General features: G+C 69.5%; 13 protein-coding genes. 11 read left to right on the forward strand and 2 right to left on the reverse strand.

What is annotated here, in order from left to right:
• Nucleotides 1-87: 87 nt before the first annotated feature.
• The 3 genes from VIL76_RS13745 to VIL76_RS13755 all read left to right on the forward strand — a co-directional run bounded on the left by VIL76_RS13745 (nt 88) and on the right by VIL76_RS13755 (nt 3,668).
• Nucleotides 88-2,010 (forward strand): potassium transporter Kup, encoded by a 1,923-nt coding sequence (locus VIL76_RS13745; RefSeq protein ID WP_332045596.1) that lies wholly within the window; start codon nt 88-90, stop codon nt 2,008-2,010.
• Between the two features lies 1 nt (nt 2,011).
• Nucleotides 2,012-2,362 carry a hypothetical protein gene (locus VIL76_RS13750; protein ID WP_332045597.1) on the forward strand — a complete coding sequence of 117 codons (351 nt, stop codon included), beginning with the start codon at nt 2,012-2,014 and terminating at the stop codon, nt 2,360-2,362.
• A 70-nt stretch (nt 2,363-2,432) separates the two neighbouring features.
• Nucleotides 2,433-3,668: an argininosuccinate synthase gene (locus tag VIL76_RS13755; protein WP_332045598.1), complete on the forward strand. Its 1,236-nt coding sequence runs from the start codon at nt 2,433-2,435 to the stop codon at nt 3,666-3,668.
• Here VIL76_RS13755 and VIL76_RS13760 read toward each other — a convergent pair.
• Entirely contained in the window at nt 3,665-3,868 is a 204-nt protein-coding gene (locus tag VIL76_RS13760; protein WP_332045599.1) for a KTSC domain-containing protein, read from the reverse strand. The genes VIL76_RS13755 and VIL76_RS13760 overlap by 4 nt on opposite strands.
• A 232-nt stretch (nt 3,869-4,100) precedes the next feature.
• Here VIL76_RS13760 and VIL76_RS13765 point away from each other — a divergent pair, with 232 nt between their 5' ends.
• The 3 genes from VIL76_RS13765 (at nt 4,101) to VIL76_RS13775 (ending at nt 6,816) form a co-directional block, all read left to right on the forward strand.
• Nucleotides 4,101-4,391, forward strand: coding sequence for an MAPEG family protein (locus VIL76_RS13765; protein ID WP_332045600.1), 291 nt, complete (start codon nt 4,101-4,103; stop codon nt 4,389-4,391).
• Nucleotides 4,392-4,481: 90 nt separating this feature from the next.
• Entirely contained in the window at nt 4,482-5,066 is a 585-nt protein-coding gene (locus tag VIL76_RS13770) for a CC0125/CC1285 family lipoprotein (RefSeq protein ID WP_414695435.1), read from the forward strand.
• A 73-nt stretch (nt 5,067-5,139) separates the two neighbouring features.
• Entirely contained in the window at nt 5,140-6,816 is a 1,677-nt protein-coding gene (locus VIL76_RS13775) for a tetratricopeptide repeat protein (protein ID WP_332045602.1), read from the forward strand.
• 284 nt (nt 6,817-7,100) lie between these two features.
• On the opposite strand, the gene VIL76_RS13780 is transcribed toward VIL76_RS13775, so the two are convergent.
• Nucleotides 7,101-9,515 (reverse strand): PAS domain S-box protein, encoded by a 2,415-nt coding sequence (locus tag VIL76_RS13780; RefSeq protein ID WP_332045603.1) that lies wholly within the window; start codon nt 9,513-9,515, stop codon nt 7,101-7,103.
• Nucleotides 9,516-9,610: 95 nt separating this feature from the next.
• Here VIL76_RS13780 and VIL76_RS13785 point away from each other — a divergent pair, with 95 nt between their 5' ends.
• From VIL76_RS13785 to VIL76_RS13800, 5 genes are all read left to right on the forward strand, one after another.
• A complete protein-coding gene (locus tag VIL76_RS13785) occupies nt 9,611-9,898 on the forward strand; it encodes a hypothetical protein (protein ID WP_332045604.1) in 288 nt (95 codons plus the stop codon).
• 13 nt (nt 9,899-9,911) lie between these two features.
• Nucleotides 9,912-10,151, forward strand: coding sequence for a hypothetical protein (locus tag VIL76_RS13790; RefSeq protein WP_332045605.1), 240 nt, complete (start codon nt 9,912-9,914; stop codon nt 10,149-10,151).
• A gap of 70 nt (nt 10,152-10,221) precedes the next feature.
• The gene (locus VIL76_RS13795) at nt 10,222-12,060 is read left to right on the forward strand and encodes a serine aminopeptidase domain-containing protein (RefSeq protein ID WP_332045606.1); all 1,839 of its coding nucleotides are present in this window, start codon (nt 10,222-10,224) and stop codon (nt 12,058-12,060) included.
• Nucleotides 12,061-12,363: 303 nt separating this feature from the next.
• Nucleotides 12,364-12,918 carry an Arm DNA-binding domain-containing protein gene (locus VIL76_RS19780; protein ID WP_414695436.1) on the forward strand — a complete coding sequence of 185 codons (555 nt, stop codon included), beginning with the start codon at nt 12,364-12,366 and terminating at the stop codon, nt 12,916-12,918.
• Nucleotides 12,919-12,931: 13 nt separating this feature from the next.
• Complete coding sequence (locus VIL76_RS13800; protein WP_332045607.1) at nt 12,932-13,330, forward strand: hypothetical protein; 399 nt, start codon at nt 12,932-12,934, stop codon at nt 13,328-13,330.
• Nucleotides 13,331-13,853 lie beyond the last annotated feature (523 nt).

Genomic DNA, 13,853 nt, shown 5'->3' on the forward strand with positions numbered 1-13,853 from the left:
GGGTCTGGTTTGGGTGTATCGCGCCGGCCGCGTGACGGCATCGGGCCGCCCAAGGGAACCGATCTATCCTGTTCCCGGAGATCTTGGATGGCTGATCCGACGGTCGACGCCGCTGGCGCGTCGGAGGGCGACGCCCGCTCCCCACATCATGAAGGCTTCTGGGCCCTGGCGGTGGGCTCGGTCGGCGTCGTGTTCGGCGACATCGGCACCAGCCCGCTCTACGCCATGCGCGTGGCGCTCGCGAACACCCAGAGCGGCGGAGCCGACCGGTTGACGGTGCTGGGGGTGGTCTCGCTGATCACCTGGGCGCTGATCATGATCGTCACGGTCAAGTACGTGATCTTCCTGATGCGCGCCGACAACAAGGGCGAGGGCGGCACCCTGGCGCTGATGGCGCTGGCCCAGCGGCTGATCAAGGGCCGCAGGTCCATATTCGTGCTGATCCTCGGCATCATCGGGGCGGCGCTGTTCTACGGCGACGGGGTGTTGACGCCGGCTGTCTCGGTGGTGAGCGCCGTGGAGGGCCTGAAGGTCGCCCCCGGCATCGGCCACCTGCTGGCGCCGTGGGTGATGCCGATCTCCATCGGCATCCTCGTGGGACTGTTCGCGGTGCAGTCGCGCGGCACGGCCAGCGTCGGCAAATTCTTCGGCCCGATCACCGTCGCCTGGTTCCTCACCCTGGGCGCGCTCGGGGCGCTGCACATCGCCGATGACCCGAGCATCCTGTCCGGCCTGTCCCCGCATTATGGCGTGCTGATGCTGATCCAGAACGGGGTGCTGGGCGTCCTCATCCTGGGCGGCGTGTTCCTGGCGGTGACCGGCGCGGAGGCCCTCTATGCGGACATGGGGCACTTCGGGAAGGGCCCCCTGCGGGCCGCATGGGCGTTCCTGGTCCTGCCCTGCCTGCTGCTCAACTACTTCGGCCAGGGCGCGATGGTACTCGCCCATCCGGAGACCCGCGCCAATCCGTTCTTCGAGATGATCCCGGAGGTCGTCTACTGGCCCGTGCTGCTGCTGGCCACGGTGGGCACCATCATCGCCAGCCAGGCGGTGATCACCGGCGCCTTTTCGGTCACCCAGCAGGCGGTGTCGCTGGGCCTGCTGCCGCGGATGGACATCCGCCGGACGAGCGAGACCCAGGCGGGCCAGATCTTCGTGCCGCAGATCAACCTGATGCTGCTGGTCGGCGTGCTGGGGCTGATCGTCCTGTTCAAGACCTCTGACAACCTGACCTCGGCCTATGGCATCGCGGTCACCGGGGCGATGCTGGTCGACACCCTGCTGTTCTTCGTGATCATCCGGCACCTGTGGAAGCGGCCGCTGTGGCAGGCGGCGCTCGGCGCCGGATTCTTCGGCGTCATCGACATCGTCTTCGTGGGCGCCAACCTCCTGAAGATCCCGCAGGGCGCGTGGGCGCCCCTGCTCCTGGGCGTGATCCTGGTTGCGGTCATGCTGACCTGGCAGCGCGGGACCCAGATCCTTTCCGAGAAGGCCCGCCGCGACAGCCTGCCCCTGCTCGAGCTCTCCGACATCCTGAAGGCCCGCGGGCCCTATCGCGCGCCAGGGACGGCGATCTTCCTGACCTCGGACCCGGACACCGCCCCCGTGGCTCTGATGCACAACCTCAAGCACAACAAGGTGCTGCACGAGAAGAACATCATCCTGACGGTGCACACCGCCGAGACCCCCCGGGTGCCGGAGGACCAACGCATCCGCATCGAGCCGATCAACGAGGACTTCAAGAAGATCGTCGTCAGCTACGGCTTCATGGAGAGCCCAAACATCCCCAAGGCGCTGGGGCTGTGCCGCAAGCAGGGACTGAAGTTCGACATCATGGCGACGAGCTTCTTCCTGGGGCGGCGCTCGGTGGTGCCGTCGGCGCAGTCGGGCATGCCGCTGTGGCAGGACAAGCTGTTCATCTTCCTGATGAAGAACGCGGCGAACCCCACCGACTTCTACAAGATCCCGCCCGGCCGCGTGGTGGAGATGGGCACCCAGGTCACGGTCTGAGATGCTGCTCGTCTACATCGCCGACGCCATCTGGGTGGTGGCGCTCTCGCTGGTCGCCGGCGCCTCGCGCCAGGCCATGCGCCGGATCGAACCGCAGACGCGGGTGCCGATGACGCTCGGCGCCAGCGGCTGGCGCGCGCCGCGAAACGTCGCCCTGGTGTTCGTGCCGGCGCTGGCGACGATGGTGGGCCTGGCCTTCCTGCTCGCCGCGCGGCTGGCCGAGACCGTGAACGCGCAGCTCCTGATCTTCGGCGTGCGGGCGTTTGCGGCCTCGCTGCTGGCCCTATTCCACTTCCTGTGGCTGACCGCGGCGATGCGGACCCTGGCCGAGGAAGGCGCGCTTAAGCCTTGAACCTTCCGGGTATTGGCCCTTAAAGGCGCGCGACCTCTTCCTCCCGCCTTTGAAGGACCGCCCCGCAGAAATGGCCGACAAGCCCGTCAAGAAGGTCGTGCTCGCCTACTCGGGCGGCCTCGATTCTTCCACCATCGTGAAGTGGCTGCAGACCGAGTATGGCGCGGAGGTGGTCACCTTCACCGCCGACCTCGGACAGGGCGAGGAGCTGGGGCCGGCGCGCGAGAAGGCGCGCATGCTGGGCGTGAAGGAGGAGAACATCTTCACGCCGGACCTGCGCGAGGAGTTCGTCCGCGACTACGTCTTCCCGATGTTCCGGGCCAATACGGTCTACGAGGGCCAGTACCTGCTGGGCACGTCGATCGCCCGGCCGCTGATCGCCAAGGCCCAGATCGACATCGCCCGGCAGGTGGGCGCCGACGCCGTCTGCCACGGCGCCACCGGCAAGGGGAACGACCAGGTCCGCTTCGAGCTCAGCTACTATGCGCTGGAGCCCGACATCCGGGTCATCGCGCCTTGGCGGGAGTGGAAGTTCAAGAGCCGCGAGGCCCTGCTGGACTTCGCCCGCGAGCACCAGATCCCGATCTCCAAGGACAAGCTGGGCGAGGCGCCGTTCAGCGTCGACGCCAACCTGCTGCACTCCTCCTCCGAGGGGAAGGTCCTGGAGGACCCCGCCGTCGAGGCCCCGGAGTTCGTCCACCAGCGGACCATCTCACCCGAGGCCGCGCCGGACACTCCCACGGTCTTCACCCTCGACTTCGAGAAGGGCGACCCAGTGGCCATCGACGGCGAGAAGCTTTCGCCGGCCGCCCTGCTGACCCGGCTGAACCAGCTCGGCCACGACAATGGCGTGGGCCGCCTGGACCTCGTGGAAAACCGCTTCGTCGGCATGAAGTCGCGCGGGGTCTACGAGACGCCCGGCGGGACCATCCTGCTCGCGGCCCACCGAGGCATCGAGAGCATCACCCTCGACCGCGGGGCCATGCACCTGAAGGACGAGCTGATGCCGAAGTACGCCGGCCTGATCTACAACGGCTTCTGGTTCGCGCCTGAGCGCGAGATGCTGCAGGCCGCCATCGACCTGTCGCAGCAGCACGTGACCGGCCAGGTGCGGGTGAAGCTCTACAAGGGCAACGTCACCATCGTCGGCCGCACCAGCCCGCACAGCCTCTACGACCAGGAGCTGGTCACCTTCGAGGAGGGCGCGGTCGCCTACGACCACCGCGATGCGGCAGGCTTCATCAAACTCAACGCGCTGCGCCTGCGGGTCACCGCCCAGCGGGACAAGCGGCTGAAGGGCGCCTAGGCGTCCAGCCGGTTGAACGGATAGCAGTCGCGGATCTCGGCCTGGAAGAACCGGTCCTTGGCGTCGGCCTCGACGAACGACCGGTGCACCTCGCCGGGCACGCCGACGTAGACATAGCGCTCGCCGCTCTCCAGCCCGACGAGCAGCTTGGCGCGCTCGGGGTCGTAGTCGATCGAGATCGGGGTGGACTCGGCGGTCATCGGCCGCTCTCCCAACGGGCCCCCCTCCCGGACGATAAACTCGCAGCCCTCCTGCGGTGGTTCCTTTCGGCGGCACAACCGTGCGAAGGTCGGCGATAAGGCCAAGCTTCGGGGGAAACATGCAGCCGCACAGCCTCGTGACGATCGTCACCCTTGTCGCGCTCCTGACCTACGTCTGGATGGGCTGGGCGTGGCCCGGGCCCGCACAAAGACCGGCATCAAGGCGCCAGCCATGACCGGCGATCCGCTGCTGGAGCGCAGTATCCGGGTGCACGAGAACACCCTGGAGTGGCTGCCGATCTTCCTGCCGTCGCTGTGGCTGTTCGCCGTCTACTGGCCGGAATGGGTCGCCGCGGCCGTGGGCGTCGTGTGGATCGTGGGCCGGATCGTCTATGCGCTGGGCTACGTCGCCGACCCGGCGAAGCGGGAGGCGGGGTTCCTGATCCAGGCCGTGGCGGCCGGCGTGCTGCTGTTCGGCGCGCTGGGGAAGGCCGCCTACGTGCTGGCGACGGCGGGCGCGTGATAACGCTGGTCGAGCAACCACTTATTGCCGCCGAGTGTTCTGCGGCATACATGTCCCTCGAGGGACGTCGCTACAGTTTCGAGACGTCAGATGTCTAAAAGATTGGCCGTTTCCGCCATCGCCGCGGCTCTAGCGGCCGCGCTGGCGGCCTGCGCCACGCCTACCCCCTACCAGCCGAACATCCCCGGGCAGCAGACGTCCGGCGGCTATTCGGAGATCCGCCTGGAGCCCAACCGCTTCCGGGTGAACTTCCGGGGCAACACCCTCACCTCACGCGAAACGGTGGAGGGCTACCTGCTCTTCCGGGCCGCCGAACTCACGGTGCAGAGCGGCTACGACTGGTTCACGATCGTCGATCGCGCGACCGAGCGGGACGCGCGCACGTACGTCGAACCGGACCCCTTCTACCGGCCGTGGTACGGCCCCGGCTACATGTGGTGGCGGCCGTCCTGGCGGTACTACGGCCGCGGCTTCGGCTGGCGCAGCTGGGATCCCTTCTGGGGCGACCCGTTCTGGGCCAACCGCGTGGACGTGCGCACGGTGCAGCGGTTCGAGGCCTCGGCCGAGGTCGTGATGGGCAAGGGCGCCAAGCCCGCGGACGACCCGCGCGCCTTCGACGCCCGCGCGGTGGTGGAGAACCTGCGCCCGCGCATCCAGTACCCCGCGCCGCGGTAGGACACCGGCAGACCTCCGGCCCCGGCCGGAGGTCATCCGCCTTGTCCGGGGCCGGCCATGGGCTAGATGGGACATGGTCCCGCCCGACGACCCGCAAGCCGCCGCCCTCGCGCTGGCGCGATCCGGCCGCTTCGGCGATGCCATCGACCTCTTGGACCAGGCGATCGCCTCGAAGCCCGACGACGCCGGCGCGCTTGCCCTGAAGGCCGGCCTGCAGCTGCAGCAGGGGGACGCGACGGCCGGCCTGGTTTCGGCGCAGCGGGCCCTCGACGCGGACCCGTCGAACTCGGCGGCGCAGGCTGCGCGCGCCGACGCCCTCCACGCGCTAGGGCGTCGGGAGGAGGCGCTGGCAGGGTACGAGCGGGCGCTGTCTCTCAACCCGCGTCACGCGGCCGCCCTGGTGAACCGCGGCAACCTCCTGCAGGAGCTCAGGAGGCCCGCCGAGGCGCTGGCGAGTTACGACCTGGCCATCGGGGTGGCCCCCGGCCTGGCCCAGGCCCACTCCAACCGGGCCCGGGTCCTGGCCGAGCTCGACCGCCACGCCGAGGCCCTGGAGGCGGCGGAGCGCGCCCTGGCGCTCAACGCCAACCTGGCCAGCGCCTGGGCGCGGCGAGGCGACGCCCTGATGGGGCTGGGGCGGTTCGAAGACGCGCTCGAGAGCCACCGCACGGCATTCCGGCTCGACCCCAAGGCCGGCTGGCTCATGGGCATGGCCGCGGCACAGAAGGCGCTGGGCCGCTACGACGAGGCGATCGCGGCTCTCGACGAGGCCGAGCGGCTCGAGCCCCAGTCGGCGCAGGCGGCCTACGAACGCTCCATGGTTCGGCTACTGACCGGCGACTTCGCCCGCGGGTGGCCGGAGAACGAGGCCCGCTGGCGGACGCAGCTGTTCAACGCCGCGTCCAACGGGTTCGTCACGCCTGAGCTGATCCCCCGCCTGACCCTGCACCCCTCGCGGGACGACCTCGCCGGCCGCAGTTTGCTGGTGGTGGCCGAGCAGGGGATCGGCGACCAGTTGATGCACGCCAGCATGCTGCCGGACCTGCTGGAGGATGCGGCGGAGGTCACCTGGGTCTGCGACCGACGGCTGCACGGGCTGCTGTCCGCCAGCTACCCGCAGGTGCGCCTCCTGGACCGCCGGGACGAGTGGCTCGATCCGGCCGGCTTCGAGCGGGTGCTGGCCGCCGGCAGCCTGGGCGGCGCCTACCGGCGCTCGACCGCGGAGTTCCCGGGCGAGCCATTCGTAGCGCCGCGGGCGAGGGTCGTACAGGCGTGGGCGGAGCGGCTGGGCGCGACGTCCGGCGCCCTGCGCATCGGCATCTCGTGGCGCGGCGGCACGCAACGGACCGGCCGCAATCGCCGCTCCATGGCGCTCGACCAGCTTCAGCCGCTGCTGGCGCGGCCGGACTGCGAGTTCATCAGCCTGCAGTACGGCGACGTCGCCGAGGAGCTCGCCGGGCGCAACATCCGCGCCTTCGCCCCGGCGGAGATCGACGATTTCGAGCAGTTGGCGGGGCTGGTCGCCAACCTCGACCTGGTCGTCTCGGTGCAGACGGCGCTGGTCCACCTTTGCGGCGCCCTGGGCAAGACCTGTTTCGCCATGGTCCCGGTGCGGCCCGAGTGGCGCTACGGCGCGGCAGGGGCCTCCATGCCCTGGTATCGCTCGGTGCGGATCTTCCGCCAGGCCGCCAGCGGAGCTTGGGACCCGGTCGTCGCCGAGGTCATCGGGGCGGTCCCGAAACAAGCGTGACCATAGTGTGACGGTCGTCACCGCGTCCGTACGCGGAAAAAGGCATCCATGCGCCATGGCCGCTTCGGCGGCGTACCACAGCCTGGAGAGCCAAGATGTTCCACTCGTCCTTCTTCATCGGCCTGGCCAACGTGATCATGGCCGCGATCCCGCTCTGCGCCGTCGTCGCGATGGGGTTTTCGGAGCCGGGCCTGTTCCAGTGAAGCCCGCCCATGGCGCACGCCTTCGTCCGGCCGGGTGCGGGGCGGTCCTTGGAGAGCGGGGCCGCCCCTCTTCCTTTCCGGTCAGGTCGCCGAGTTGCGCGCCCGCGCGCGGCGAGCCTGCGTGATCGGCACCAGCTTCCCGTCCGGGTCGGGCGGCGGCGCCAGGAGCGCGTTCACGGAGCGCGACAGCGCGGGAAGCTGATACGGCTTGCGCAACAGGGGGAACTCGTCGCCCAGCCGCTCGACCGCCTGGCTATAGCCAGTGGCCAGCAGGACCGGCAGCCCGGGGTACGCCTCGCGCAGTCGGCGGGCGAGGTCGACGCCGTCCAGCTCCCCAGCCATCACCACATCGCTGAACACCAGGTCGGGCCGATCGGCCTCGATGCTGCGCAGGGCAGCGTCGGCGCTGATCGCTACCTTCACCTTGTGGCCGAGCTGCTCCAGAAGTCCCGCGGCGACCTCGGCCACTTCGGGATTGTCCTCCACCACCAGGATCCGGGCGCCGGTGACGGCGGCCACGGGTGCGTCGTCGGCGAGCTCGGCCGGCTGGCTGGTGGCGCGCGGCAGGTAGAAGTTGAAGGTCGTCCCTCGCCCCAGCTCGCTCTCGACCGTGACCCGCCCGCCCGACTGCTGGGCGAAGCCATACACCTGGGAGAGGCCAAGACCCGTGCCCTTGTTCACCTCCTTGGTGGTGAAGAAGGGGTCGAACACCCGGGGCAGGATATCCGGCGGGATGCCCACGCCGGTGTCGCTGATGCTGAGCACCACGAAGTCGCCGGTCAGGCCCTGGTCGCCCTTCTCCTCCATCCGCGCATTCTCGGCCCTGAGCAACAGGGTGCCGCCGCTCGGCATGGCGTCGCGGGCGTTCACCGCCAGGTTGAGGAGCGCGAGCTCCAGCTCGCTGGGGTCGGCTTCCACCGGCCAGAGCGCCTTGGGCAGGTTGAGGCGGAGCTCGATATTGGGCGGCAGGCTGGCGGAGATCAGCTCCTTCAGCGCCGGCAGCCTCTCGGTGAGGGAGACGGCGGTGGGCTGCAGCCGCTGGCGCCGCGCGAAGGACAGCAGGTGGCGGGTCAGGTCCTCGCCGCGCTTGGCCGCCGCCTCGATGGCGTCGAGGGCACGCAGCGCGCGGGCGTCGTCGCCCACCCGGTTCTTGAGCAGCTGGGCCTGGCCGCTCACCACCATCAGGAGGTTGTTGAAGTCATGGGCGACGCCGCCGGTTAGCTTGCCCAACGCCTCCATCTTCTGGGACTGGCCGAGCTGCTCGTGCGCCCGCTGCAGCTCGAGCTGGGCGTTCCGCCGCTCGGTGACGTCGCGGGTGATCTTCGCGAAGCCGACCAGCCGGCCCTCCTCGTCCTTGATCGCGTCGATCACGACGCTGGCCCAGAACAGGCTGCCGTCCTTGCGAACCCGCCAGCCTTCCGCCTCGTAGCGGCCGGTCTCCATGGCGGTGGAAAGCGCCTTCATCGGCGTGGCCGCGGCGCGGTCGACGTCGGTGTAGAAGCGCGAGAAGTGCTGACCGACGATCTCCTCCGCCATGTAGCCCTTGATCTTCTGGGCGCCGGCGTTCCAGTTGGTGACGATGCCGTTCGGGTCCAGCATGTAGAGCGCGTAGTCGACCACGCCGGAGACCAGCAGGCGGAACTGCCGCTCGCTCTCGGCCAGCGCCTCTTCCGCCGCCTTCCGCTGGCTGATGTCGCGGGTGATCTTGGCGAAGCCGAGGTGGCGGCCGTCCTCGTCGTAGATCGTGTCGATCACCACCGAGGCCCAGAACCGGCTGCCGTCCTTGCGCACACGCCAGCCCTCGGCCTCGAAGCGGCCTTCGCGAAGCGCCGTGGACAGGGCGCGGGCGGGCAGGCCGGACTGCCGATCCTCGGGCGTGTAGAACAGGCTGAAGTGCCGGCCGACGACCTCGGCGGTGCGGTAGCCCTTCGCCCGCTCGGCGCCCTTGTTCCAGTTCACGATCGTGCCGTTCACGTCGAGCATGTAGATGGCGTAGTCGACCACGCCCTCCACGAGCAGGCGGAAGCGCCGCTCGCTCTCCATGAGCGCTTCCTGCGCAGCCCGCGCGCTGGTCATGTCGCGGGTGACCTTGGCGAAGCCGATCAGGTCCCCGTGCTCGCCCCGCACGGCGTGCAACGAGCCCATGGCCCAGAAGCGGCTGCCGTCCTTGCGCAGGCGCCAGCCTTCGCTCTCGGTGCGGCCCTCCGCGGCGGCGCGCGCCATCAGGCGCTCCGGGACGCCTGCGCGGCGATCCTCCAGGGTGAAGAAGCGCGAGAAGTGCTCGCCCTCGATCTCTTCCGCCGAATAGCCCTTCAGACGCGACGCGCCCGGATTCCAGGTCAGCACCCGGCCGTCCACGTCGAGCATGTAGATCGCGTAGTCGGTGACCGACTCCACCAGATAGTGGAGGGTGTTGACGTCGAGGTGGGTCTTCGGCGTGGCCGTCATGGAGCTCCACTCGGGCCCGAGCGCGTACTGCGGTCGGTGGCGGCCCATTTAAGACGCGTTATCCCGTAGGACAACGAAAACGCTGGCGAATTGACACAGCCGTCAGGCATGCGAAAGGTCCCCGCCCGAGTGACGGAGGCCGCATGATCCACGGCGTTCATCAGTTCCATTGCCCCGCCGATCCGCCCGATGACGACGGCGGAACGGCTTCACCATTGGGTGGGTTCCCGACAGAGGGCGAAGACCTGCCCTATAAGGTCGAGGTCTGGGACGAGAGCGGCGCGTTTGTGGAGCAGGTGGTGGCCGTCAGCGTCAGCCCCGCGATCGGCTACGCGGCCTATTATGCCGCGACGCGGGAGTTCCCCGGCCGGTCGATCACCCTGCGCCACAAGTCCAGCGTCATCAGCCGCTGGACGGGCCGCGCCCACTGAGCGGCCGGCCCAGATGATCAAGGGCCAAGACGAGTCGAAGGTCGTGCAGCTGAGCGCCGCGGCGGTGGGATCGGCCAGGCTGCCCTACACGATCGAGCTCTGGAACCTGTCGAAGACGGAGACTGAGAAGGTGGTCGGTCAGGCCGCAAGCATCGTCCTGGCCCGCGCCATCTTCGCCGCCGCCCAGACCGAGCACCTGGGCCGCCGCCTAGTCCTGCGCCGCGGGACCAAAGTGCTGCAGGAGAGCGGCTAGGCCAGACTTTTCAAGGGCATGGGAACCTCTCAGCGCAGCAACGGTTGGGCAGCTCGGCTGTGGAGGTTGTATGCTTAAGGATCCGGGCGAGGCCACTCGCGCGCCGGCGGCGGCGCGCCCCTGTGACGAAGGGGTGGCGCTGCAGGCGGTCACGTTCGACGGGCATTTCGGCACGCTTCACCGGCCGGTGGCCGCCGGCCGCCGAGACGCTGCCGTGCTTCTGTGTCCGCCGCTCGGCGGCGAGGGGCGCCGCGCCTATCGGGCGCTGTTCCTGCTGGCGAACCGGTTGGCGCGGCAGGGTTACACGGTTCTGCGCTACGACCACCTCGGCGAAGGCGACTCGCTTCCGGTGGCGGTCGAGGGGGACCGGTGGGCCTGCTGGGTGCGCGGCGTCGAGCGGGCGGCCGCCTTCGCGCGGCACGCTTCCGGACGCGGGACCCTGGTGCTTGCCGGGCTCAGGCTGGGCGCCAGCCTCGCAGGCCTGGCCGCGGAGAAGGTGGACCCCGCCGGGCTCGTCCTGCTGGCGCCCATCGTCCGGGGGCGCAGCTGGCTGCGCGAGATGCAGCTCGGCGGGCAATCGGCGGAGGGCGGCGCGCCGGGCGACCTGCAGATCGACGGCCTCTACCTGTCGGCGGCGACAGCCGCGAGCCTCGGCGGCTTCAACCTGGCGTCCGCGGAGCTGCGGGCCGGACGGATCCTCTATGCCGCCCAGCAGCACGACGCCGCCCTCGCCGGCGCCAGCCCAGCCGTCGAGCGCGCGCCTTTCCCGGGCTATGCCGGCCTCTTCCAGGAGGCGCACGTCAACGACCTTCCGACCGAGCTGTTCGACCAGATCGAGACCTGGCTCGCGGCGAACTTCCCCGAGCGATCGGCCGCCGAGCCGCCGGCGCTCGAGGCCGCAGCGCTGGTCACGTCCGACTGGGAGGAGCAGGCGATCGTCCTGCCGGGCGGCGAGCGCGCCATCCTGACCCTTCCCGCACGGGCGCCCCTGTCGGACGGGGCGATCTTCTGCAACACAGGCGCCGACCCGCGAGCCGGTATCGGCGGCTTCGCAGCGACCGCGGCGCGTGAGCTCGCCAGCGACGGCCTGGCGGTCCTGCGCCTCGATTTCGCCGGGCTGGGCGAGAGCCCGTCCGTCGACGCCTGGCGCAGCCACGTGTTCGAAAGCTCGCGCACGGCGGAGCTGACCCATGCGGTCGACCTGCTGCGAGGCCTCGGCTGCGGCAGGATCGCCATGACCGGGGTCTGCTCCGGCGCCTACCACGCCCTGGAGGCGGCCCTGGGCGACCCCCGCATCGGCAAGATCATCGCCTTCAACCCGCGCCTGTCGTGGACCCCCGGGGCGCGACTGATCCCCAACGAGGCCGAGCCGCCGCGCGCGCGGCTGAGCTCGCTGGGGCGGGCCGAGCCCTGGCGGCGCCTGCTCCGCGGCGAGATCCCGCTCGGCATCGCCGCACGGCGCCTGGCGGCCGCCCTGAGCCGTCGGGCGCGGTCCCTGATCCCCGCCCGACCAAGTGCGGAGGCCCGGCAGGTGCGCGCGCGCATCGAGCGTTTCCTGGCCCGCGGCGGCCAGCTGCAGGCGCTGATCGGCGACCATGACGAATACTGGGACGAGCACGAGGCGAACTTCGGGCCGGCCGCCCGCTGGCTCGCTCGCCGGCGCGGGGCGTCGGTCACCCTTTGCCCAGACCTGGACCACGGGCTCCTGCTGCAGAGCAGTCGCGACCGCGCCCACCGCGCGCTGAGGGACGGACTTGGCCTTGCGGCCGCGCCTGAGCCGGCCGCAAGCGGCGACGTGCGGGGTTGGACCCCGATCGCCGATACGGCCCGGGCGCTGCGTTTCGCCTATTGCCAGGCGGCCCGCTCGCTCGCCGTGTGCCCGGCCGTGGCGGTGCTGGCCGGCGGCTGACAGCAAGACGCCGCCCGGGCGGGCGGCGTGTGCGGTGGTCTAGCGGTCGATCTTATTGGAGCGGGCGATGAGATTCGAACTCACGACCCCAACCTTGGCAATTGGCCCGGGTTAAATTCGCCGCCGCACGTCGCTGCGCGACGCTACCAGCTAAGCTTCTGTTCTGACTGGCATTCTTCCGGGGCCGGCTTACGACCCCGCGCGACCGGACCGCCGTCGACTTCCTTCCAACTGCTTCCGAATTGCTTCCGAGCGGCCCGTCAGGGGCGCTCGGAAGCAGATGCGTCTGAAGGTTCGAGTCGGATGGAGAAGAGATTGGCCAGGATCACCAAGCGGGCGGTGGACGCCCTGACCGCCCGCGAGGGGCGCGAGACCTACCTGTGGGACAGCGAGCTCAGGGGGTTCGGCGTCCGCCTCGGCGCCAGCGGCGCCAAGACCTACATCGTGCAGTACTGCAACGAGGAGGGCCGCACGCGCAAGCTGGCGCTCGGCCGACATGGCCCGCTCACGCCCGAGCAGGCGCGCAAGCTTGCGAGCAGCAGCTCGGCGCAGTCGCCAAGGGCAAGGACCCGTCAGAGGTGCGGCGCTCCATCCGAGAGGGCCTCACGGTGGGAGAGGTGTGCGACTGGTATCTTGAGAACGCCCGCAGCGGCCGGATCCTCGGCCGGCGCAGGAGGCCCATCTCGCCCAGGACCATCGACATGGACGAAAGCCGCATCGAACGGTAGTGGACGTACGGAAGGTCCGCTCCTAGCTGGACAGTTGATGTGGGCCTCCAACCCGTTGCAGGGGGACGGCCAGCCCCCTATCAGATTGCGATATGCGTCCAGGCTCATCTCTCGAATGCACTCTGATTGAGGTCGCCGATCTGATGGCGGGCGCCGAACAGCCCTGGTGGATAATCGGAAGTGCGGCGGTGGCGCTTCACGCTGGGGAAGTCGCCGATGTCCGCGACGTGGATGTGCTCATGAGCGTCGCCGATGCCGAGGCAGCACTGCAGCGCGCTGGTGCTGAACGCCTGGACGGCAAGCCGCACAGCCACTTCCGGTCCTCGGTGTTCGGCGTGTGGCGGAAGCCGCCGCTACCCGTCGAAATTATGGCCGGGTTTAGGCTCCTCACGGAAAGCGGTTGGGATGAAGTCCTTCCGACCACCCGGCGGAGCTTCCACATCGCAGGCCGAGAACTGTTTACCCCGTCATCTCTCGAACTTCGGGAGATCATGCTGTCATTCGGCCGCCCCAAAGACCTTTTGCGAGCGAAGCTCCTCTGACGCGTGCTGCTAGTCACACCAGGAAACCTACGAAGGTATTGCCCCGCCTGAGGGGCAAGACCCGCCGTGTGGGGCCGCAGCCGAAGGCGGCTTTCACCCATAGCTGACGATGGAAGCGTCTGCCCTCAGGCCCCGGGCAAGCGGCTCACCGGCGCTCAGCCGAACTTCGCAGAATCCGGCTTAAGCGAACGTCGCCTTCGCCCCCTTGTGGACGTTGAGCGTGGCGCGGCCGGGTGCGGCTTCGACTGTGGTGCGTCAGGTTATGTCAATGTCCCTCCGTGTCATGGGCGGCGCGGCGGGGGGGAGCTAGGTACCTGCAGCCGGGCGATCAACGCGCCCACATGCTCTCCAAGGATCCGCCGACGCAGGATTGGAAATCGTTCGCGCCGAGTTGAAGACTGGGCAAGCTTAACAATAGGCGGCATGTTCGCCGGCTTGAGCTCAGAAAACGCGATCACGGCTCCACGTCCAGGCTTGTAACTGCAGGACAAGAAGGAATTTCCGGCGTGACTCACGTATCCCT

Source organism: Phenylobacterium sp. (assembly GCF_036563285.1).
Lineage (GTDB): Bacteria > Pseudomonadota > Alphaproteobacteria > Caulobacterales > Caulobacteraceae > Phenylobacterium.

Coding starts and splice junctions, on each gene's coding strand:
- VIL76_RS13765 (WP_332045600.1), top strand. CDS start 4,101: ATGACCGGCGATCCGCTGCTGGAGCGCAGTATCCGGGTGCACGAGAAC.
- VIL76_RS13745 (WP_332045596.1), top strand. CDS start 88: ATGGCTGATCCGACGGTCGACGCCGCTGGCGCGTCGGAGGGCGACGCC.
- VIL76_RS13755 (WP_332045598.1), top strand. CDS start 2,433: ATGGCCGACAAGCCCGTCAAGAAGGTCGTGCTCGCCTACTCGGGCGGC.
- VIL76_RS13790 (WP_332045605.1), top strand. CDS start 9,912: ATGATCAAGGGCCAAGACGAGTCGAAGGTCGTGCAGCTGAGCGCCGCG.
- VIL76_RS13750 (WP_332045597.1), top strand. CDS start 2,012: ATGCTGCTCGTCTACATCGCCGACGCCATCTGGGTGGTGGCGCTCTCG.
- VIL76_RS13780 (WP_332045603.1), bottom strand. CDS start 9,515: ATGGGCCGCCACCGACCGCAGTACGCGCTCGGGCCCGAGTGGAGCTCC.
- VIL76_RS13775 (WP_332045602.1), top strand. CDS start 5,140: ATGGTCCCGCCCGACGACCCGCAAGCCGCCGCCCTCGCGCTGGCGCGA.
- VIL76_RS13785 (WP_332045604.1), top strand. CDS start 9,611: ATGATCCACGGCGTTCATCAGTTCCATTGCCCCGCCGATCCGCCCGAT.
- VIL76_RS13770 (WP_414695435.1), top strand. CDS start 4,482: ATGTCTAAAAGATTGGCCGTTTCCGCCATCGCCGCGGCTCTAGCGGCC.
- VIL76_RS13800 (WP_332045607.1), top strand. CDS start 12,932: ATGGCGGGCGCCGAACAGCCCTGGTGGATAATCGGAAGTGCGGCGGTG.
- VIL76_RS13795 (WP_332045606.1), top strand. CDS start 10,222: ATGCTTAAGGATCCGGGCGAGGCCACTCGCGCGCCGGCGGCGGCGCGC.
- VIL76_RS13760 (WP_332045599.1), bottom strand. CDS start 3,868: ATGACCGCCGAGTCCACCCCGATCTCGATCGACTACGACCCCGAGCGC.
- VIL76_RS19780 (WP_414695436.1), top strand. CDS start 12,364: ATGGAGAAGAGATTGGCCAGGATCACCAAGCGGGCGGTGGACGCCCTG.